Raw genomic sequence first — 20269 nt, 5'->3', positions numbered from 1 at the left:
GAAAAACTTATGACGCAACCCTTCTCCGGCTTTAGCCAGCAGGGTCTGAATTTCCTGCAGCAGGTGCGGATCGAGAACGATAAGGCGTGGTTCGACGGCAACCGCGATATCTACGATCGCGAGCTGCTGGCGCCGTTTCGCGCGCTGGTGGAGCAGCTGGCTCCCGGCATGCTGGCGATCGACCCGCAGTTCGAGACTCGCCCGGCGATCGGCAAAACGCTGTCGCGCATTCATCGCGACACGCGCTTTTCTCATGACAAATCGCGCTACCGCAGCCGCATGTGGCTGACGTTCAAGCGTCCGAGCAAAGACTGGAAAGACGCGCCGGTCTACTTTTTCGAACTGGGGCCGGACATGCTGCGCTATGGGCTCGGCTACTACAGCGCCAATAAGCCGACCATGGATCTGTTCCGCCATACGCTGAGGCAGCGGCCGCAGCCTTTCCTTGAGGTGGCCGCCTGCTGCCGGCCGCCGTTCGAGCTGGTGGGTGAGAGCTACAAGCGCCCGCTGGTGAAGGAACAGGCGGCGGAGATCGCCACCTGGTACAACCGCAAGTCGTTTGCGGTGATGGTGACCGACAGCGAAGTGGAAAAGCTGTTCAGCGCCGATCTGGTGCCGCTGCTGGCCGGGGCATTTTTGCAGCTTGAGCCGCTCTACCACTGGCTGATGCAGGTAGAGACGATGAAGCAGATCGATCCGGCGGATCTGTAAATCTCGCGTCAGCGGGGATGCAGCAAGCGCCAAAAGGCGTCGATCAGCGGATCGCTGAGGCGCTTTTTCTGGACGCAGACCCCCAGCTCGAACGGTTCGACCATCGAGATGTTATCCAGCTGCGAGATGCGGTTGCGTACCGGCTCCGGGCTGTTGTCGACCACCACGCTCGGGATCAGCGCGATGCCGCAGCCCAACGCGACCATCGACACGATGGCTTCGTGGCCGCCGACGGTGGCGTAAATCAGCGGATTGCTGATGCGGTGGCGGCGGAACCACAGCTCGATGCGTTTTCGCGACGGGCCGTGCTCCGGCAGGATGAACGGGATCTCGGCCCAGTCGGGCCTGTCGGCGAATGCCTGGCTGCGCACCGCACAGGGTAGCGCCGGCGCGATCAGCACCAGCGGGATTTCGCCGATTTTGGTGAACGCCACGCTGGCGGGCAACGTTTCCGGCCGGCCGGCGATGCCGAGATCGGCCTCGTTGGATTGCACTTTGTCGACCGCGTCGGCGGCGTCGCCGGTGGTCAGCTTAATCTCGACCAGCGGGTGCTGCGCGCGGAAGCGATCGAGGATCGGCGGCAGGTGGCTGTACGCCGCGGTCACCGAACAGAACAGCCGCAGTTCGCCGCTCAGCGAAGGGCCGTGCTGGCCGAGCGAGTGCTTCAGCTGCTGATACTGCAGCAGCGTTTGCTGGGCGAATTCTTTCAGCTGTTCGCCGGCGTCGGTCAGCTGCACGGTACGGTTGTCGCGCAGAAACAGCGGCTGCCCGAGGATCTCTTCCAGCCGCTGGATCTGGCGGGAGAGCGTCGACGGGCTGACGTGCATCGCCTTGGCGGTGCGCCCGAAGTGATGGCTTTCGGCCAAATGCAGGAACAGCTTTAAATCACGTAAATCCATATCGATACGCTCGCAGTGAGAGTGTTGCATAAATTGCAATATCACGTTCTCAATATATCAATTTAAGCAACGCATTTCCTGTTATACATTGAGTTTAACGAATCTCCGCACAGACAGGGCGGGGAATGAAAATAACAATGCAAGACAACATCAAACCGGAGTACCACCATGGCTAACTATTTCAACACATTGAACCTGCGTCAGCAGTTGGCGCAATTGGGTAAATGCCGCTTTATGGCGCGCGACGAATTTGCTGACGAAGCCGGCTACCTGAAAGGTAAAAAAGTGGTGATTGTCGGCTGTGGCGCCCAGGGGCTGAACCAGGGGCTGAACATGCGTGACTCCGGTCTGGATGTCGCCTATGCCCTGCGCAAAGAAGCGATCGACGAGAAGCGCGCTTCCTGGCGCAAGGCGACCGAAAACGGCTTCAAGGTCGGCACCTACGAAGACCTGATCCCGCAGGCGGATCTGGTGGTCAACCTGACGCCGGACAAGCAACACTCTTCCGTAGTGCGCGCGGTGCAGCCGCTGATGAAAGACGGCGCGGCGCTGGGTTACTCCCACGGCTTCAACATCGTTGAAGTGGGTGAGCAGGTGCGTAAAGACATCACCGTGGTGATGGTCGCGCCGAAATGCCCGGGCACCGAAGTGCGTGAAGAGTACAAGCGCGGCTTCGGCGTGCCGACCCTGATTGCGGTTCACCCGGAAAACGATCCGAAAGGCGAAGGCATGGCGATCGCCAAGGCCTGGGCGGCGGCGACCGGCGGCCACCGCGCCGGCGTGCTGGAGTCTTCCTTCGTTGCCGAAGTGAAATCCGACCTGATGGGCGAGCAGACCATTCTGTGCGGCATGCTGCAGGCGGGTTCGCTGCTGTGCTTCGACAAGCTGGTTGCTGAGGGCACCGATCCGGCTTACGCCGAGAAACTGATTCAGTTCGGCTGGGAAACCATCACCGAAGCGCTGAAGCAGGGCGGCATCACGCTGATGATGGATCGCCTGTCCAATCCGGCCAAGCTGCGTGCCTATGCGCTGTCCGAACAGCTGAAAACCATCATGGCGCCGCTGTTCCAGAAGCACATGGACGACATCATCTCCGGCGCTTTCTCCAGCGGCATGATGGCCGACTGGGCGGAAGACGACGTGAAATTGCTGACCTGGCGCGAAGAGACCGGCAAAACCGCGTTCGAGAATGCGCCGCAGTTTGAAGGCAAAATCAGCGAGCAAGAGTACTTCGATCACGGCGTGCTGATGGTGGCGATGGTGAAAGCGGGCGTTGAGCTGGCGTTCGAAACCATGGTCGATGCCGGCATCATCGAAGAGTCGGCTTACTACGAGTCGTTGCACGAGCTGCCGCTGATCGCCAACACCATTGCGCGCAAACGTCTGTATGAAATGAACGTGGTTATCTCCGATACCGCAGAGTACGGCAACTACCTGTTCGCCAACGCGGCGGTGCCGCTGCTGAAGGACTTCATGACCACCCTGCAGGCGGGCGATTTGGGCAAAGCCGCGGCGGGTACGGCGGTGGACAACGCGCAGCTGCGCGACGTGAACGAAGCGGTGCGCAGCCACCCAATCGAAACCGTCGGTCGCAAACTGCGTGGCTACATGACCGACATGAAACGCATCGCCGTTGCGGGCTGATTTTCCGCAAGGTAAAGAACACAAAGCCGGCTGTGATGCCGGTTTTTTTATGCCTCCGGCGGCGCGAGCAGCTGCCGTTCAAGGCAGCGCCGGATCGCGTGTTTGGCGTTGGCGACCCCCAGCTTACGCACCGCATTGCCGATGTGAAACTTCACCGTACCGGTTTTGATCCCCAGGATCAGCGCGATCTCGTGGTAGGTTTTGCCCTGGCTGGCCCAGTAGAGGATTTCCCCTTCGCGCGGCGAGAGCCGGTCTGCCTGGCTCGCCTCGGCGCTGGCCAAGGCCAGAGCGTGCTGGTGGGTATCGACCAATACCATCTGCAGGCTGGCCCTCTCGTCTTCCATCAGCTGCCGCAGCTCGGCGTCATCGGCCGCCGTGGCGCTGATCGACAAGATCGCCAGGTTGTTGTCGTGATCGTGCAAAACAAAGCTGCAGCCGTGCACGATGTCGTATTCCCGCGCCTGGCTGAAGATCTTCCGGTAATGCCGATCCTCGGTGGTGACGGGGGTGTCGTGCCACATGAAGGGCGCGCAGCGACTATGGGCGGCGCGCACGACGGGATCGATGCGCTGATAGCGATTGGCGCTGTAGATGTCCAGCCATTCTTGCGGGTAGCTCGAGACCAGCAGATGGCGATCGGGACGGTGTTTGTTGAAGGTCAAATAAGCGTATTTGAATTGGCTGAAGGCGTGCAGTCGGCCGTCAAGATGCAGTCTTGCGGCGACGGCGTTGGCGAATGCGACGGCCATCGGTAACCTCCCTGTCGTTCGGCGGCTCAGCCCGACCTGCACCAAAGTCCAGCTAGTCAGTGCGGCGGATTGAAATTTATACTCGGCTAATAAATTCAAAAAGGCGGCAATGCCAAGACCCGAGCTTAGCAGCTCTGGGCGGAAATAAGCCAACGCCAGGGAAATTCTTTCAATCATCCTCTGATCAATGTTTCTGGGAACTATTGTGCGTGCGGCGGGGTAACCTCGCCGCCGCCTTATTGGCTATGCGGGCATTGCCGTTGCGGGAATGATGGCGCCGCGATGTTGGATCACCGTCGCGGCAAGCCGATGGCCGCGCTGCGCCGCCCGCTGGGCGCTGCCGCCGCTCAGGCGTTCCGCCAGATAACCGGCGCTGAAAGAGTCGCCCGCGGCGGTGGTATCCACTACGCGCTCCGGCGGCAGCGCGATCGCCGGTACCTCAAGTCGCTCTCCCCCCACGCTGAACACCAAACAGGCATCCGCGCCGCGTTTGATAACGATCTCGCCGACGCCGAGCGCCTGCGTGCGTGCCACCACCTGTTCAACCGGCTGCGTGCCCCACAGCAACGCTTCGTCATCCAGCGTCAGGAAAGCGATGTCGGTGCAGGCCAGCACCTCGCGGTAGGCTAGCTGCGTTTCCTCACGGCTTTGCCACAGGCGCGGGCGGTAGTTGTTGTCGAAGATAACCTGGCCGCCGTTGGCGCGGCAGCGGCGCAGCAGCGCCAGCAGCTTCGTGCGGTCGGCAGGCGCGAGGATCGCCAGGCTAATGCCGCTGAGATACAGATAATCGAACTGCGCCAGCCGGGCGCACAGAACCTCGGCCTGGGGGCCCGCAAGCCAATACCGGGCGGCGGCGTCGTTGCGCCAGTAGTAGAAGGTGCGTTCGCCGGCGGCGTCGGTTTCGATCACGTACAGGCCCGGCAGTTTGTTTTCCAACTGCTGAATCAGCCCGGTTTCGATCTTCTCCTGCCGCCAGGTCTGCAGCATTTCGCCGCTGAAGCTGTCGGTGCCGAGCGCGGTGACGTAATGCACCTGCAGCGCCTGTTCCGGCATTTGGCGGGCGAGGTAGACGGCGGTGTTGAGGGTATCGCCGCCAAAGCCGCGCGTCAGCTGCGCGCCCTGCTGCGACAGCTCGATCATGCATTCGCCGATCACGGCGAGATTTCGAATAGTCATCGTCAATAAGCCCTGGCTAAAGAAGAAGCAACAACCGCCAGTCTCCACGCAAGGCGGTGAGGGAGTCAATAAATTAAAACAGTGTTTTAATTTTTTATGATCGCGATCGGCCCATGCCAACAGGGCGAAGAGGAAAGCGCGCGGCAATTCATGCTTAAAGTTTTACGCGGCGCGGCCGATAAGCTGGGTAAAGAAACAGCGGCAGCGCTCTCACTTCCCCGCCACGGCGATAGTACCGATGATAACCAACCTGATCTCGGGTCTGCTGGCGCCCTGTTTTGCCCTCTATGCCTGCGCCAAATCGCGGCGCTACTGGCGGCAATGCCGGCGCTTGTATACCTTCCAGCCGATTTATCGCACCAGCGGCACGCTGCTGGCGGTGGAACTGCTGACGGCGGTATATCACCCGAATGAGCCGGACAAGCGGCAATCCCCGGAACAGTATTTCGCCTCGCTCGGCGTCGCCCAGCGTTTGCGGGTGATCCAGGAACAGCTGGCGCTGTTGCAGCGCTGGCAAGCATTGTTCATTCGCCACGCGGTGATGGTGTCGGTCAATATCGACGGCATCGCGCTGCAAGCGTTGCAGCGTCATAGCGAGCTGCAACGCCAGATCGCCGAGATGCCCTATCTGCGCTTCGAGCTGGTGGAGCACGCCGAAACGGCGTCAAACCACCCGTTGCAGCAGATCGTCGGCGGCGAACGGCTGTGGCTGGACGATTTCGGCAGCGGGCTGGCCAACTTCTCCGCCGTCGGCGCCTGGCGCTATCAATACATCAAGGTGGCGCGCGAGTTGTTCACCTTGCTCAAACAGTCGGAAGAGGGCGTACAGCTGCTCGGCACCCTGATCAAGATGATGAACCAGCACAGCGACGGGGTGATCGTCGAAGGCGTGGAAACCGAGCAGGAGTGGCGGCTGGTGCAGCGTTCCGGCGCGCTGGCCGCGCAGGGTTACTATCTTTCCCGCCCGGCGTGCTTTGAAACTCTGCACAGCGTACCGACGCTGTTCGCCACGCCTGGCGCGCCGGCGTGAACTCCGGCCTATCCTCAGCTAGGCTTAAACGGGGCTGCCCATTCCTTTTCCGTTCATTCGGCAGCCCGGTTTATGTGCTGAGGGAGCCCTATGACAAGAACAGGAAAGGTTTTCAGCTGGCTGGGCGGCATTGTGCTGCTGGCGATCGCCGCGCTGGCGATCTTCATCGCTACCTTCGACTGGAATCGACTCAAGCCCACCATCAACGACAAAGTGTCGGCCGAACTGCGGCGGCCGTTCGCCATCCGCGGCGATCTGGGCGTCGACTGGTCGCGTAACCCGGATGAGGGCGGCTGGCGTGCCTGGGTACCCTGGCCGCATATTCACGCCGAAGACGTGTGGCTAGGTAACCCAAAAAACATGCCCGGCGACAGCATGGCGACGCTACAGCGCGTCGACGCCAGCATCGCACCGCTGGCGCTGCTGAGGAAAGAACTGCTGATCCCGCGCATCTGGCTCAAGCAGCCGAATGCGTCGTTGGAACGCCTGGCCAACGGCGACAACAACTGGACGTTCGATCTGGCTGCTGGTCAGGATCCGCAGCAACCGCCTTCCGACTGGTCGTTCACCGTTCACGACATCGTGTTCGACAAGGGGCAAATCGCCTTTAAAGATGTCACCCTGAAGGCGGATTTTCGCGCCGTCGTCGATCCGCTCGGCAAACCGCTGCCGTTCAGTGAAGTGACCGGCAAACAGAGCGGCGGCAAGGCCGCTACCCCCGACTATGTTTTCGGTTGGCAGGTAAAGGGTAAATATAACGGCGAACCGCTGAGCGGCAGCGGCAAGATTGGTGGCATGCTGTCACTGCAGAGCGCCGATCTACCGTTCCCGCTGCAGGCCGACGTGCGCTCCGGCAGCTCCCGGGTTGCGGTGGCGGGCACCTTGTCCGATCCGCTGAACCTCGGTGGCTTGGACGTGCAGCTGAAATTTTCCGGCGAAAGCCTGGGTGACCTCTATGGCCTGACCGGTGTGCTGCTGCCGAACACGCCGCCGTATGCGACCGATGGCCATCTGATAGCCCGCCTGCATCAGCCGGGCGGCGCCGTGTTCGAATATCAGAAGTTCGACGGCAAAATCGGCGACAGCGACATTCACGGCGACTTGAAATACGTTGCCGGTAAGCCGCGGCCGACGCTGAGCGGCGCGGTGAGTTCCCGGCAGCTGAGGTTGGCGGATCTGGCGCCGTTGATCGGCGCGGATTCCAACGCCGCCAAAGCCGGGCGCGGCGAAAAAAGCCGCCAGCCGGCGGATAAGGTACTGCCGGTCGCACAGTTCGATACGCAAAGCTGGCGCAAGATGGATGCGGACGTGAAGTTTGCCGCCGCGCACATCGAACGCGGCAGCGATTTACCGCTGAGCGATCTGGCCACGCACCTGAAGCTGAACGATGGCGAGTTGCGTCTGGATCCGCTGCGCTTCGGCATGGCGGGCGGCAGCCTGAACGCCGTGGTGCGTCTCGACGGCGGCAAAAAGCCGATGCGCGGCCAGGTGGATATGCACGCGCGCAAACTCCAGCTCAAACAGCTGTTGCCGAACGTAGCGGCGATGAAGCGCAGCCTTGGGCAAATGAACGGCGACGCCAGGCTGACGGGCAGCGGCAATTCGGTGGCCGAGCTGCTGGCGACCAGCAACGGCGACCTGCGCCTGTTGATCAATAACGGGGTGATCAGCCGTAGCCTGATGGAGATCCTCGGCCTGAACGTCGGCAACTATCTGGTGGCGCAGCTGTTCGGCGACGACGTGGTGGGCATCAACTGCGCCGCGGCGGACGTCGGCATCCGCAGCGGCGTCGCCGCGCCGCGGCTGTTCGTGTTCGACACCGAGAACGCGGTGATCAACATCACCGGCAACACCAACCTCGCCACCGAACGGCTGGATTTGTCCATCGATCCGGAAAGCAAGGGGATGCGCGTGCTGACCCTGCGCTCGCCGCTGTATGTGAAAGGCACCTTCAAGCACCCCGACGCCGGGGTGAAAGCCGGACCGCTGATCGCGCGCGGCGCGGCGGCGGTGGCGTTGGGGGCGGTGCTGACGCCGGCGGTGGCGCTGCTGGCGCTGGTCTCGCCCAGTGAAGGCGGCGAGGAAAACCAGTGCGGGCAGATCCTGCGGGAGATGAAAGGCAAAAAGTAATCAGGCACGCGGCGGCGGTGAGAGTAGCCGGCAGTCGTGATCCTGGATCTCTTCCGCCGAGGCCAGGGTGAACGGCAGCAGGCTGCGCTCGGTCGCCAGCAGCAGGAAATCGCCGTCCGGCAGCGCGGTCATCGCCAGGCCGAAGCTGCCCATGCGCCCGTCGGCGCGCGGCAGGCCGGAAGCCAACAGACGGAAGGCGCCCTGTTGTTCCAGCTCGGCAGGGGTCACTCGCCGCCCCAGATAGTCATGCCCCAACAGGCCGCCGGGCAGCGGTTGCCATTGCTCGATAAAATCGGGGCCGATCTGCGCCAGCCGCTGTTTTACCGCCGGCAACAGGCAGGAGATATGAATATGCAGCTGGTTTTGCGTGCGGCCATATTCCGAGTTGATCGCCAGTGAAATATCGCCGTCGTCGATCGGTTTGCCATAGCGTTCCGCCATCACGTGGCGCGCGCGCCAGGCCTGGGTGAAGAAATTCGGCGTGGCGGCGTCCAGCACCGCCGGGCTTTCTATCCCGGTGATTTTGGCGCTGGGCATCAGCAGGTATTGCAGCGGCCCGTTGCGATCTTTAAACACCACGAAGCCGGCAGGCACATCCACCTGCGCGCAGGGCGCCGGGTTGTCATGCGCCTGCTGATTGGGCAGACATTGCTGACTGACGATGCGCCACAGCGCATCGGGATGGTCGGGCTTCAACCCGTAATAGAGCGCGATGGCGAGAGCCGCCAGCAGCGCAACGCAGACAAATACCCCACGACGCAGAGACATCGGCCAATCCTGTTACCGAGATAAACGTCCAGCATAGCCCGGTTTTATGACAGGAAACGAACAACGCGTGCGGCCCCCCACAGTGGGGGGCCGTAGGGGGTTACAGCGACTGGTGGCGGGTTTCTTTCATCAGCAGCAGGGCCAGCAGCGTCAGCCCGGCCATCGCCGCCAGGTACATGCCGACGTAGAACAGCCCATAGTGGGCCGCCAGCCAGGTGGCGATATAAGGCGCCACGGAGGCGCCGAGAATAGACGCGACGTTGTAGGAGAACGATGCGCCGGTATAGCGCACTTCGGTCGGGAACAGCTCCGGCAGCAGCGCGCCCATGGGGCCAAAGGTCAGCCCCATGATGCTCAGGCCGCACAGCAGGAAGCCCATCACCAGCGCCTGGTTACCGGAACCCAGCAGGGTCGGGAACAGGAACGCGAAGCCGATCATCAGCAGGGTAATGGCGATCATGGTCTTGCGGCGGCCGAACGCGTCCGCCAGCAGGCCGGCGATCGGTACCATCACGCCGAAACCGATCACCGCCACCATCAGCATCCACAGGAAGCTGTTGCGGGAGTAGCCGAGCCCCAACGGCTGCGGCGTGGTGCCGTAGGTCATCGAATACACCGTCATCAGATAAAACAGCGTGTAGGTCGCCAGCATGATGAAAGTGCCGAGGATGGTCGCTTTCAGATGCTTGCTCAGCAGCGTGCCGAGCGGCACTTTCACCTGTTTGCCGGCCTTGGCCACTTTGGCGAACACCGGCGTTTCATGCAGCGACACCCGAACGTACAGGCCAATCAGCACCAGCGCGGCAGAGAGGATGAACGGCACGCGCCAGCCCCATTCCATAAACTGCTGGTCGCTCAGCAGCCAGGAGAGCAGCAGGAAGGTGCCGTTGGCGAAGAAGAAGCCGATCGGCGCGCCCAACTGGGGGAAGGAGCCGTACAGCGCGCGCTTTTTGGCCGGTGCGTTCTCCGTCGCCAGCAGGGCGGCGCCGCCCCATTCGCCGCCCAGCCCCAGGCCTTGCCCGAAGCGCGCCAGCGCCAGCAGGATAGGGGCGAAGATGCCAATGGTTTCATAGCTCGGCAGCAGGCCGATCAGCACGGTGGAAATCCCCATGGTCAGCAGCGAGGCGACCAGCGTGACCTTGCGCCCCACGCGATCGCCAAAGTGGCCGAACAGCGCAGAGCCGATAGGGCGCGCGACAAAGGCGACGGCGAAGGTGGCCAGCGATTGCAGCGTCGCGGTGGTCGGGTCGCCCTGTGGGAAGAAGATATGTGGAAACACGATCACCGCGGCGGTGGCATAGATGTAGAAGTCGAAGAACTCGATGGCGGTGCCGACCAGCGAGGCGACGATGACTTTCCCGCGGGAGTTCACCGGTGTGGACGCGTCGTCGGCGTCGAGTGGGGGTGCGATGGTGGCTTGCATAATATTTCTTATTGTTGGAAGGGGTAAAAATCCATCTTAGTGACAGCATTCTGCCTTTTCAACGCGGGAACTTTGGACAATGGCCCCACTAACCGGTTAAAAAGACTAATGTTTTATCTGGCTTGTTTTCTGCAGCGTTAAACGTTGAGAAAGGGCTTTCGTGCAGAGGGAATGGCTGTAAAAGCGGCAAAGAAAAGTGAGTGGGCAGTTTGTTATGCTGGTTTTTCGGATCACAAGCCGCGTTATTTAGACGTATTGACTGGTTTTTTAGTTGGTATGTAGAGGAAAGTGCCGGTGTGTGCGATAACACCGGCACGATCGCATGGCTTCAGCGCGCCGGAGGTTCGCGTTCCGGCAACGCTTTGTCGCCTTTGTAGTCGGCGGTGGCGATCCAGGCGGCGCAAAACAGCGTCAAACGGGCGAAGAAGTAGAAGAACGCCATCAGCCCGATCACCGATCCGAAGGCCGCGCCGGAAGGCGACTTCGCCACCTGCGGCAGCGTCATGGTCATCACGAACTTGATCACCTCAAAGCCGATGGCGGCGAGCAAGGTGCCGCGCAGCAGCGCTTTTTTCTTCGGTTTGTGGCGCGGCAGCATCCAGAAAATCCACAGGAACAGCAGATAGTTGGCGAAAATCGAGATCGACAGCGCGATCAGCGTCAGCGCCGGCCGCAGCCATTCGATGCCGCCCAGCCCCAGCGCATTGACGATCGCCGCCTGCGCCGACCCGGCGACCGAGGTCAGCGACAGCGTAATGATCAGCGCGACCACCAGGCCGGTCAGCGAGATGAAGTCGCGGGTGTATTTGAAGTAGATTTTCTCCTGATCCTGCGGATTGCGCTCCCAGACATCGCGCGACTGCGCGCGGATCGCCTCGCGCAGGTTGCCCATCCAGCTGATGCCGGAATAGAGCGCCAGCGCCAGGCCGGTCAATCCCACGGTGGTGCGCTGTTGAATGGCGGTGTTGACGGTGTTCTTCAGCGTGCTGGCCAGCGTCGGATCGCTGATGCTGCCGACGATGCGGTTGATCAAACGGGCCAGCAGATCCGGGTTGGAGGCCAGCACGAAGCCGGCGGCGGCAAACGACACCATCAGGACCGGGATCAGCGAGAGGAATGAAAAATAGGTAATCGCGGCGCCGAACTGGCTACCCAGCCGATCGTTAAAGCGTTCGGCGGCGCGCAGCAGGTGCGCCACGCTTGGCCAGGCTTTGATGCGTTCAATCAGACGTGAAAAACCACCGATGCGGCGGTCGAGGGTCTCATGGCCGGTCTTGATGGCGATAAGCGGCTTCGGCGGCGTGTCTTGTGCGGGCTGGTGGCGTTCCTGGTCTGGTCCTGTAGGCATTACTTCACGATTTCCTTAACGTTAAACGGCATGTTTCAGCGTTGATTATAGCCAAAGCCCCGCAGCGTTTTGAACGCCGGGGCGGCAAACGGTCATTTTCCGAGCTTAGCGCGTTAGCGCCCGGCATGAAATGCCGGGGAGGGGCCGATAGGTAAAATTCCTATGAAAACCCCGTGGCGCCTCGGTTTTTTTCACTTCCCTACCTCCAATTTTTATCTGTTTCGTCGGCGAGAAAGCGTTTACTCATGATGTGGCGTCGCGCTTTTGCTGCCCGCCGCTCCGCTGCAGCCGTAGGGGCTGGAACGGTCTCATCCGTCATCAACAGAAAAACTGGAAGGTCTTATGAAATTGCTTAATCACCCCACCTGTCGTCCGTTTACCGAAGCGGGCAATTTGTCGCAGCTGTCCGCCTACTATGAAGAGGGGCGACACATCATGTGGATGTTGCTGCGCGCTGCGCCGCGCCCCTGCTTTAACCAGGCGCTGATCGAAGACATCATGACGCTGGCGCAGGCGGCGAAGGAGTCTTCGCTGCGGTTCGATTTCTGGGTCACCGGCTCGCTGGTGCCGAACATGTTCAACGTCGGCGGCGATCTGCAGTTCTTCGCCGAAGCGATCAAAAACCGCAAGCGCGAGGCGATGATGGCCTACGCGCGCGCCTGCATCGACTGCGTACATGCGGCGGCGCGCGGTTTCGACACCGGCGCGGTCAGCATTGCGATGGTCGAAGGCAGCGCGCTGGGCGGCGGTTTTGAAGCGGCGCTGGCGCACCATTTCGTGCTGGCGCAGAACAACGCGCGCATGGGGTTTCCGGAGATCGCGTTCAACCTGTTTCCCGGTATGGGCGGTTACTCGCTGGTGGCGCGCAAGGCGGGCATGCGCTTGGCCGAGGAGCTGATTTGGGGCGGCGAGTCGCACACCGCAGAGTGGTTCGAGAGCCGAGGGCTGGTAGACCAGCTGTTCCAGCCCGGCGACGCCTATATGGCGACGCGCACCTTCATCGATACCATCCGGCCGAAGCTCAACGGCATGCGCGCCATGCTGCGGGCGCGCCAGCGCGTGTTGCAGCTGACGCGTTCCGAGCTGATGGACATTACCGAAGACTGGGTGCACTCGGCCTTTACCATTGAGGAAAAAGACCGCGCCTACATCGAGCGGCTGGTGATGTTGCAGGATCGCCATACCCTGAACCTGCGTCGTGCCGGCTAACGTTAACGCGCCCGCCTCACGCGGAGGGTGAGTGCGGGCGGTAGGACTGCAGCCAATGCTCCAGCTGTTCCGGGAGCATTGGCCGCGCAAACAGAAAGCCCTGTTTTTCGTCCACGCCGACCTCGTCGAGGAAGTGGTTTTCGCTCTCGGTCTCCACCCCTTCGGCGATCACCCGGAACGCCAACGCCTCCGCCGCCGCAACGATCGCGCGCACCAACGATTGCGATACCGGGTTGAAATTCACCCCGCGCACGAAGCTTTTATCCAGCTTGATGGCGTCCAGCGGAATACGCGCCAGCTGCGCCAGCGACGAATAGCCGGTGCCGAAGTCGTCGAGATGCACCTGCGCGCCCAGTTCGCGCAGCCGGGTGATCAGCGCGCGTGCGCGATTCTCGTCTTCAATCAGGCTGCTTTCGGTCAACTCGAAGTCCAACAGACAAGGGGCCATGCGGTGACGGCGCAGCACCCCGAGCAGGTCGTTGACGATGCTGTCGTCGGCCAGCTGCCGGGCGGAGAGGTTGACCGCCACCCGCAGATTCAATCCCTGCTCTTGCCACTGCGCCGCCTGGCCGGCGGCGGTCTGCAATACCCATTGCCCCAGCGGGCCGATCAGTCCGGACTCCTCGGCGTAGGAGATGAACTGCAGCGGCGGGATCAGGCCGCGCTCCGGGGAATCCCAGCGCACCAGCGCTTCCACGCTGTGCACTTCACCGCTGCGCGCGTCGATTTTCGGCTGGTAATACAGCACCAGCTGATTTTGCTCCAGGCCTTTGCGCAGATTGGTGTCCAGCCACATGTATTCGGCGACGCGCTTGTTCATCTCCGGCGAGAAGACGGTATAGGTGCGTTTGCCGTGCTCCTTGGCGACGTACATGGCGGTATCGGCGCTGCGGATCAGGCTGTCGAGATCGTTGCCGTGCTCCGGGCACAGCGCGATGCCGATCGAACAGCCGGTATACACCTCAATCAGGCCGATACGGAAAGGGGTTTTCAGCCTGTCGATGATGCGCTGCGCCAGCGTTTGCAGGCGCTCGCGATCGGTTTGCGGCGCCAGCACCAAGAATTCGTCGCCGCCGAGGCGGGCGAGCACCTGGTCCGGGCTCAGGCAGCCGAGGATCGCCAGCGCGACCTCGACCAGCAGCCGATCGCCGAACATATGGCCGTAGGCGTCGTTGACCTTCTTGAAGTTGTCGAGATCGAGGTAGACCAGGCCGAAACTCTCTTCGCCGCGCGTGGCGATGGCGTGATTGATCTTGTCCTGGATCGCGTTACGGTTCGGTAGGCCGGTGATGAGATCGGTGTTGGCCAGCACCCGCAGCCGCTCCTGCGCACGGCGTTCTTCGGTGATGTCGGTACCGGAGCAGATAAGATACACCTCGTTCTTGCCGCTGCCGCTGTGCACGAACTTATTGCGGAACAGGAACAGCCGTTCGCCCTTGACCGTTTTTACCCAGCGTTCCACCTCATAGGACGAACCGTTGCGGAAGAAGCCGGCGATGTTGCGCCGCGAAGCGGCGGCTTCTTCCGGGCTCATAAACAGCTGAAAAACGTTTTTGCCGATCACTTCGTGTTCGCGTAGCCCGGTGTACTCCTCGCTCAGCCGGTTGAAGCGTTGGATGCGGCCGTGCTGATCGACGATCACGATCACCGAGTTGGCTTCGGACACCACCTGCTCGGCGAAGGAGAGGCCGTGCACCAGATCGCGCGCCACGGATAGGGTGTCGCTGAAGGCGGAAGCGGTGCCCGCCCATTCGAGGTTATTGACGCGGCGCCCCACCAGATGCAGATGCAGCGGCTCTCCGGCGAGCGTAATGGTCAGTTCAAGGCTGGCGGTGACGCCGGTCAGGCGGCGGATTTTCGCCGCTTCCATGGCGCTGAGCGCCACCGCGACGTGGGCTTTGCCCTTAACGGCGGACAGCTCCAGGGCATTGCTGTCAAACGCCAGCCGCCAGTGGGGGCTTTGGGTGCCGAAGTGGGCGTTAAGAAGCTCAGGGCCTTGGTCTGCGGGCATGATGATTCCTCAAAAGAGCACGGGCGGCCGGTCAGCACAGCTCCGGGGCAGCCTGTTGGCCCGAAAGTGGTCGCCGTGCGCATCTGTGCATCATATAACAGGTTTTCACAGGCGAGGCGGGTGATGGAAACTATTATATAAGCAATGATTAGTTTTGCGGTGTAAACGTCACCCGGCGGCCGGTTGTCTTAAAGTGTAGGAGAACATCGGATCCTGTGATGTTTGTACCGACCTCCCCGCTATCGGAAAACGGTTGATGCAAGGTTGCCGTGGAGGCGAGTAAATTATAGCGGTGAGGGGAAAGCGGAAAAATAACTCCACCGGGGGGATTTTTACCGGGAAATTAAAATTTCCATCAAATAAACGCCATCTTCATAGTTTTCTCATAATTGGTGAATAAATCCGAGACGGGTTTTAAAAAGTTTACACACCCTCGCATTACTTGAATTTTATCAGCCTATTATTATCTCCGACGACGAATGAGCCTGTTAACGTACAGCGCTCCTGATGAAGAAAAACTTTTAAGGAAATGATTATGCGTAAATTGACGGCTTTATTTATTGCTTCCACGCTGGCTCTGGGGTCTGCTTCCGCGGCGTTCGCTGCAGACACGACGGCACCGGCACCGGATGCGGCGCCGATGAAAATGATGCATCACAAGGGTGAAGGCAAAGGCGGCCCGTTCGCTGGGCTGAACCTGACCGAACAGCAGCGCCAGCAGATGCGCGATATCATGAAAGAGTCGCACCAGAAGCGCGGGCCGGGCATGAAAGAGGAACGCCAGGCGCTGCATAATCTGGTGGCTTCCGACAGCTTTGACGAAGCGAAGGCGAAAGCGCAAATTGACGCGATGGGCAAAGCGCAATCCGAACGCATGCTGGAACGCGCCAAAGCGGAAAATAAAATGTATAACCTGCTGACTCCTGAGCAGAAAAAACAATACAATGAGAATTATCAGAAACGCGAGCAAAAGATGATGGACCATATGAATAAAATGAAGGAGCAGATGTCCTCCGGTCAGTAATATCCGCTCGCGGTGAATAAAAAAGGGCCAGACTATTTGTCTGGCCTTTTTTATTTGGCGTTATCACCGGCAGGTTCTGCAGTGAGTGATAATCATTCCCCGCCGACAATGTGCCGGAACTGTTCGGCAACGGCCTGTGCAAAGCGCGGGTCGTTAATATGATAAGGCGTTTTTATCAGCCGGCGTTTGTCGGTGGCGTATACCGTCTCCTCCAGCGCTTGCGTAAAGGCGGCCAGCGCCGCCGGATCCCAGAACGGTTGCCCCGGCGCATCCAGAGCCGATACGCCCCCTGCCGGGATCACGAAGCGCACTTCGCCCGTACAGGCGTTGATTTTTTCGCCCATCCAACGTCCGATTAACGCGCTTTCCCGCGCGCTGGTGCGCACCAGCGTCACTTGCGGATTGTGATGGTGGCGCAGGCGGTTGGCGTAGCGAGCCGGCACCGTATTCGGCGCGCCGAAGTTGATCATGTCGATCGCGCCGCAGGAGAGCACGCAAGGGATGCCGGTACGCGCGATGGCCCCGAAACGATCTGCATTGCAGGGCAGCACACCGCCAAACAGGTAATCGGCCACTTCGGTGGTGGTCAAGTCGATGGCGCCGTGCAGTTGGCGGCTATCGATCAGTTTTTCCAGCGCTCTGCCGCCGCTGCCGGTGGCGTGAAACGTCAGGCAATCCCATTGCGGCTCAAGGTCGGCAACCAGCGCCTGAATGCAGGGCGTGGTGACGCCAAACATCGTCAGGCCAATCGCGGGCTTGTCGTCGGGATAGTCGATGGCGGCGAAGCGTACTGCCCCGGCTATCTGGCGCGCCGCGTTGCCGAGCACCCGTCGCGAGATGCGGTTCAGACCGGCGAGATCGGTGACCGAATACAGCATGTTGATGTCACTGGCGCCGACATAGGCGGAAACGTCACCCGCCGCCATGCTTGAGACCATTATTTTCGGCAGGCCGATCGGCAGCTGCTGCATGGCCGGCGTGATGATGGCGGTGCCACCGGAGCCCCCCAGGCCAAGCAGGGCGGCAATATCGCGGCGCGTCAGGATAAAGCGTTCGAAAGCCGTCGCCATGGCGGCGATCGCCTGGCCGCGGCTGGCGCAGAAGACCGCGCCGGCGCCTGCCGGATGGTGGCGGGCAACGTCCTCTGGGCTGATATCGGCGGGGGAATCAAACGGCAGGCTACGGGTGGAGAGATCGACGGTTCGCGTAGGTAAATTCAGGGCAGCGAGCAGCCGCCGTACGTACTCCAACTCTTGTCCTTTGGTATCTGCTGTGGTAGCAATATAGACAAAATTTGAAGTATCAATCATGGGGATTTCCCGAGTGTTTCTAGTTTTTATTTATAAATTATGATGTTATATTTTTAGTGGAACCCTGGTGCTGGCTATTAAGTTAAAGTAATTAATGTATTTATATAATGAGACGGCCGTATCATTTTTGCAAGGGTTAGGCGATGCAAAATGGGACTTCTGTCTCATTTTTGAGCTTTTCAACGTGGCCGGCGCTTTGCCGGCAACCGGCCAACAGAGGCATCGTCCCCGGTTGTGCTAGCGTGTGCAGATGCATGAGGTTTATGTGCCGATAGATGCTTTTCCCGTCCCTCTCGATCCTTCTCTGACCTCTGCCCGGGCAAAAACCTACCGTTTGTTGCTGGCCAGCGCGATGGCGCTGTATGACGAAGGCGCGTTTCCTTCGATCACCGAACTGGCGGCGCATGCACAGGTATCGCGTGCGACGGCCTACCGTTACTTTCCGACCCAAAGTGCGCTGATTAGCGCCGTGGTGGCGGAAAGCCTGGGTCCAATCCTGGAATGGCGCCCGCAAGACGATGATGCTTTGAAGCGTATTCAGCAATTACTGAGCTTCGCCTATCCTCAGATGGAGCGGCATGAGGGGGCGCTGCGCGCGGCGTTGCAGCTCTCTTTACAGCAGTGGGCGAACGCGACGCCGGGCGAAAAATTCGTGCGCGGCAACCGCAAGCGTCTGCTGGCGCTGGCGGTAGAACCGTTGCAGGGCAAACTGCCGTCGGACTCTCTGCAGAGAGTGATTCATGCTTTCTCGCTGATTTACGGCTCGGAAGTGTTTCTGGTGTTGAAAGATATCTGGGGCCTGGAGCTGGATAATATTCAGGACGTCACGCAATGGATGGCCAAAGCCATCCTTCGTCAGGCGGAAGAAGACGCGATGAACAGCAAAAAAACATCAGCAGGATAATCCAATTTTTGCCGATGGCTGAGTGAAAATCCAGCATAATTCACTGAGTGAATATTGGCAAAATTTATAATTAAAAGTGATAAAAGACGCCTGTTAATCACTTTTCAGGCGTTCTGCTTGTTTGTTATTTACTGAATTATATTCTTATTTATCATAATAATAATATTTTTTCTCTCACCTCATACCGCGACTTCGGCGCTGGGAGATGTCATTGCCATTTCTTATCCTCCTTCGCCTGATTCACCCCTGAAACTTTCTCTCCTCCCTCCTAATTGCCAGATGACACATTAAGCGCACTTGAGATTGTTGTGCTTTATTTATTTGGTGTTACCAAACTGTTACACAAAAATCTTATAAAACATTTGCAAACAACAACGGACGGTATCTGGGATGGAGAAGAAACTTAGAGGAGTCAAATCCGCTCGGGCGGCCTTCGGCTGGCCTGAAATCGGAGTTCATCGCGCACAATGGAGCGCGATGCTGATCTGCCTGACGGCGATCGGCGGGGCGCAGGCCGCCACCTATATAGAGAACGGCAAAGCGGGCGATCCGGCCAGCTGGCGCAGCAGCGAGTTCAACGCGGAATGGGGGCTAGGGGCGATCCACGCCGACCAAGCCTACGCCGCCGGTTATACCGGCAAAGGCATCAAACTCGGCATTTTCGATCAGCCGGTCTACGCCAAGCATCCCGAGTTTTCCGGTCCTGATAAGGTGATCAATCTGGTTACCCATGGCATCCGCGAATACACCGACCCCTATATTCCGGTGAAAAAAGGCGATGACTTCCGCTATGACGGTACGCCAAGCACCGACTCCAGCGGCAAATTAGGGTCGCACGGTACCCATGTGGGCGGTATCGCTGCCGGCAGCCGTGACGGTGGCGCCATGCACGGGGTGGCGTTCAACGCGCAGATCATCAGCGCCGAAAACGGCGACCCCGGCCCGGAAGACGGCATTGTGCTCGGCAACGATGGTGCGGTTTATCAGGCCGGTTGGAATAAGCTGGTGGCCAGCGGCGCGCGCATCATCAACAACAGCTGGGGTATCGGTATCACCGAAAAATTCGATAAAGGCGGTTATGACCCGGCTTATCCACACTTCACGGTGAACGACGCGCAAAAGCAGTTCGATCAGATCAAACAGATCCTCGGCACCAAGCCTGGCGGCGCCTATCAGGGCGCGATCGACGCGGCGCGCAGCGGCGTGGTCACCATCTTCGCCGCCGGTAACGATTACAACCTGAACAACCCGGACGCCATGGCCGGCCTGGCCTATTTTGTGCCGGATATCGCGCCGCACTGGCTGTCGGTCGCCAGCTTGCAAGATCCCACCAATAGCGGTGATTACAGCATCAGCACCTTCTCTTCCCGCTGCGGCTATACCGCTAGCTTCTGCGTCTCTGCGCCGGGTACCCGGGTGTACAGCTCGGTGATCGCGGGCACCGGTGTGGACGACCTTACGACCGGCTATGCCAATAAAAGCGGCACCTCGATGGCGGCGCCGCACGTGGCCGGCAGCGTTGCGGTGCTGATGGAGCGTTTCCCGTATCTGAATGGCGCACAGGTGGCGGACGTGCTGAAAACCACCGCCACCGACATGGGCGCGCCGGGCATCGACGCACTCTACGGCTGGGGAATGATCAACCTGGGCAAGGCCATCAACGGCCCAGGCATGCTGGTTACCGAACAGGACATTCCCGAAGAGTTTCGCGTCAACGGCGCTTACGGTTCACCACAGTTCGTGGTGGATCTGCCGGGCGTCGGTGCGGTGCTGGACAAGGGTAAACCGACCGAGCGCGTCTGCAGCAGCGATCTTTGCGGCCTGGACTTTTGGAGCAACGACATCTCCGGCCACGGCGGCCTGACCAAGCAGGGGATCGGCACGCTGGTGCTGACGGGCAACAACACCTATGCCGGCCCGACGCTGGTCAATC

At 60.2% G+C, this 20269-nt stretch carries 16 protein-coding genes; 8 read left to right on the top strand and 8 right to left on the bottom strand.

The features are described 5' to 3' along the window. The first annotated feature begins 9 nt into the window (after nucleotides 1-9). Nucleotides 10-711, top strand: a complete 702-nt coding sequence (locus HMPREF3138_RS15625) for a DUF2461 domain-containing protein (RefSeq protein ID WP_038874696.1) — start codon at nucleotides 10-12, stop codon at nucleotides 709-711. An 8-nt stretch (nucleotides 712-719) separates the two neighbouring features. Here the strand turns inward: HMPREF3138_RS15625 and ilvY are convergent, their stop codons facing one another. Continuing rightward, nucleotides 720-1610: an HTH-type transcriptional activator IlvY gene (ilvY, locus tag HMPREF3138_RS15620; RefSeq protein ID WP_033636409.1), complete on the bottom strand. Its 891-nt coding sequence runs from the start codon at nucleotides 1608-1610 to the stop codon at nucleotides 720-722. 168 nt (nucleotides 1611-1778) lie between these two features. On the opposite strand from ilvY, the gene ilvC reads away from it, so the two are divergent. After that, nucleotides 1779-3254, top strand: coding sequence for a ketol-acid reductoisomerase (ilvC, locus tag HMPREF3138_RS15615; RefSeq protein ID WP_038874693.1), 1476 nt, complete (start codon nucleotides 1779-1781; stop codon nucleotides 3252-3254). Nucleotides 3255-3301: 47 nt separating this feature from the next. Here ilvC and HMPREF3138_RS15610 read toward each other — a convergent pair whose 3' ends face one another. Both HMPREF3138_RS15610 and HMPREF3138_RS15605 read right to left on the bottom strand, forming a co-directional pair. Further along, nucleotides 3302-4003: a LuxR family transcriptional regulator gene (locus HMPREF3138_RS15610; RefSeq protein WP_038874688.1), complete on the bottom strand. Its 702-nt coding sequence runs from the start codon at nucleotides 4001-4003 to the stop codon at nucleotides 3302-3304. Nucleotides 4004-4246: 243 nt separating this feature from the next. Continuing rightward, on the bottom strand, nucleotides 4247-5179 hold the full coding sequence (locus HMPREF3138_RS15605; protein WP_038874685.1) for a 2-dehydro-3-deoxygluconokinase: 933 nt from the start codon (nucleotides 5177-5179) through the stop codon (nucleotides 4247-4249). A gap of 238 nt (nucleotides 5180-5417) precedes the next feature. Between HMPREF3138_RS15605 and pdeH the strand changes: the two genes are divergently transcribed. After that, on the top strand, nucleotides 5418-6209 hold the full coding sequence (pdeH, locus tag HMPREF3138_RS15600) for a cyclic-guanylate-specific phosphodiesterase (RefSeq protein ID WP_038874683.1): 792 nt from the start codon (nucleotides 5418-5420) through the stop codon (nucleotides 6207-6209). Between the two features lie 90 nt (nucleotides 6210-6299). Continuing rightward, nucleotides 6300-8339, top strand: coding sequence for an AsmA family protein (locus HMPREF3138_RS15595; RefSeq protein ID WP_038874680.1), 2040 nt, complete (start codon nucleotides 6300-6302; stop codon nucleotides 8337-8339). Here the strand turns inward: HMPREF3138_RS15595 and HMPREF3138_RS15590 are convergent, their stop codons facing one another. From HMPREF3138_RS15590 to yhjD, 3 genes are all read right to left on the bottom strand, one after another. Next, on the bottom strand, nucleotides 8340-9107 hold the full coding sequence (locus HMPREF3138_RS15590; protein WP_038874676.1) for a CDP-diacylglycerol diphosphatase: 768 nt from the start codon (nucleotides 9105-9107) through the stop codon (nucleotides 8340-8342). Between the two features lie 100 nt (nucleotides 9108-9207). Further along, nucleotides 9208-10530: an MFS transporter gene (locus tag HMPREF3138_RS15585; RefSeq protein WP_038874673.1), complete on the bottom strand. Its 1323-nt coding sequence runs from the start codon at nucleotides 10528-10530 to the stop codon at nucleotides 9208-9210. A gap of 328 nt (nucleotides 10531-10858) precedes the next feature. Next, complete coding sequence (gene yhjD / locus HMPREF3138_RS15580; RefSeq protein WP_038874670.1) at nucleotides 10859-11878, bottom strand: inner membrane protein YhjD; 1020 nt, start codon at nucleotides 11876-11878, stop codon at nucleotides 10859-10861. A gap of 342 nt (nucleotides 11879-12220) precedes the next feature. Here yhjD and HMPREF3138_RS15575 point away from each other — a divergent pair, with 342 nt between their 5' ends. Next, nucleotides 12221-13087 (top strand): crotonase/enoyl-CoA hydratase family protein, encoded by an 867-nt coding sequence (locus HMPREF3138_RS15575; RefSeq protein ID WP_038874666.1) that lies wholly within the window; start codon nucleotides 12221-12223, stop codon nucleotides 13085-13087. A 16-nt stretch (nucleotides 13088-13103) separates the two neighbouring features. Here the strand turns inward: HMPREF3138_RS15575 and pdeR are convergent, their stop codons facing one another. Next, entirely contained in the window at nucleotides 13104-15098 is a 1995-nt protein-coding gene (gene pdeR, locus HMPREF3138_RS15570; protein ID WP_047729638.1) for a cyclic di-GMP phosphodiesterase, read from the bottom strand. Nucleotides 15099-15633: 535 nt separating this feature from the next. On the opposite strand from pdeR, the gene spy reads away from it, so the two are divergent. After that, on the top strand, nucleotides 15634-16122 hold the full coding sequence (gene spy / locus HMPREF3138_RS15565; RefSeq protein ID WP_038874659.1) for an ATP-independent periplasmic protein-refolding chaperone Spy: 489 nt from the start codon (nucleotides 15634-15636) through the stop codon (nucleotides 16120-16122). A 92-nt stretch (nucleotides 16123-16214) separates the two neighbouring features. Here the strand turns inward: spy and HMPREF3138_RS15560 are convergent, their stop codons facing one another. After that, complete coding sequence (locus HMPREF3138_RS15560) at nucleotides 16215-17432, bottom strand: Tm-1-like ATP-binding domain-containing protein (RefSeq protein WP_038874655.1); 1218 nt, start codon at nucleotides 17430-17432, stop codon at nucleotides 16215-16217. A 250-nt stretch (nucleotides 17433-17682) separates the two neighbouring features. Between HMPREF3138_RS15560 and HMPREF3138_RS15555 the strand changes: the two genes are divergently transcribed. Both HMPREF3138_RS15555 and HMPREF3138_RS15550 read left to right on the top strand, forming a co-directional pair. Further along, nucleotides 17683-18336 (top strand): TetR/AcrR family transcriptional regulator, encoded by a 654-nt coding sequence (locus tag HMPREF3138_RS15555; RefSeq protein ID WP_038874652.1) that lies wholly within the window; start codon nucleotides 17683-17685, stop codon nucleotides 18334-18336. 477 nt (nucleotides 18337-18813) lie between these two features. Beyond that, on the top strand, nucleotides 18814-20269 hold a 1456-nt coding region (locus HMPREF3138_RS15550; RefSeq protein ID WP_038884598.1), incomplete at its 3' end, for a S8 family serine peptidase.

The organism is Serratia sp. HMSC15F11, from assembly GCF_001808215.1.
Lineage (GTDB): Bacteria > Pseudomonadota > Gammaproteobacteria > Enterobacterales > Enterobacteriaceae > Serratia > Serratia nevei.
This window is presented reverse-complemented; position numbering and strand designations above follow the sequence as displayed.

Coding starts and splice junctions, on each gene's coding strand:
- HMPREF3138_RS15575 (WP_038874666.1), top strand. CDS start 12,221: ATGAAATTGCTTAATCACCCCACCTGTCGTCCGTTTACCGAAGCGGGC.
- HMPREF3138_RS15610 (WP_038874688.1), bottom strand. CDS start 4,003: ATGGCCGTCGCATTCGCCAACGCCGTCGCCGCAAGACTGCATCTTGAC.
- spy (WP_038874659.1), top strand. CDS start 15,634: ATGCGTAAATTGACGGCTTTATTTATTGCTTCCACGCTGGCTCTGGGG.
- yhjD (WP_038874670.1), bottom strand. CDS start 11,878: ATGCCTACAGGACCAGACCAGGAACGCCACCAGCCCGCACAAGACACG.
- pdeH (WP_038874683.1), top strand. CDS start 5,418: ATGATAACCAACCTGATCTCGGGTCTGCTGGCGCCCTGTTTTGCCCTC.
- pdeR (WP_047729638.1), bottom strand. CDS start 15,098: ATGCCCGCAGACCAAGGCCCTGAGCTTCTTAACGCCCACTTCGGCACC.
- HMPREF3138_RS15625 (WP_038874696.1), top strand. CDS start 10: ATGACGCAACCCTTCTCCGGCTTTAGCCAGCAGGGTCTGAATTTCCTG.
- HMPREF3138_RS15585 (WP_038874673.1), bottom strand. CDS start 10,530: ATGCAAGCCACCATCGCACCCCCACTCGACGCCGACGACGCGTCCACA.
- ilvC (WP_038874693.1), top strand. CDS start 1,779: ATGGCTAACTATTTCAACACATTGAACCTGCGTCAGCAGTTGGCGCAA.
- HMPREF3138_RS15560 (WP_038874655.1), bottom strand. CDS start 17,432: ATGATTGATACTTCAAATTTTGTCTATATTGCTACCACAGCAGATACC.
- HMPREF3138_RS15605 (WP_038874685.1), bottom strand. CDS start 5,179: ATGACTATTCGAAATCTCGCCGTGATCGGCGAATGCATGATCGAGCTG.
- ilvY (WP_033636409.1), bottom strand. CDS start 1,610: ATGGATTTACGTGATTTAAAGCTGTTCCTGCATTTGGCCGAAAGCCAT.
- HMPREF3138_RS15555 (WP_038874652.1), top strand. CDS start 17,683: ATGCATGAGGTTTATGTGCCGATAGATGCTTTTCCCGTCCCTCTCGAT.
- HMPREF3138_RS15590 (WP_038874676.1), bottom strand. CDS start 9,107: ATGTCTCTGCGTCGTGGGGTATTTGTCTGCGTTGCGCTGCTGGCGGCT.
- HMPREF3138_RS15595 (WP_038874680.1), top strand. CDS start 6,300: ATGACAAGAACAGGAAAGGTTTTCAGCTGGCTGGGCGGCATTGTGCTG.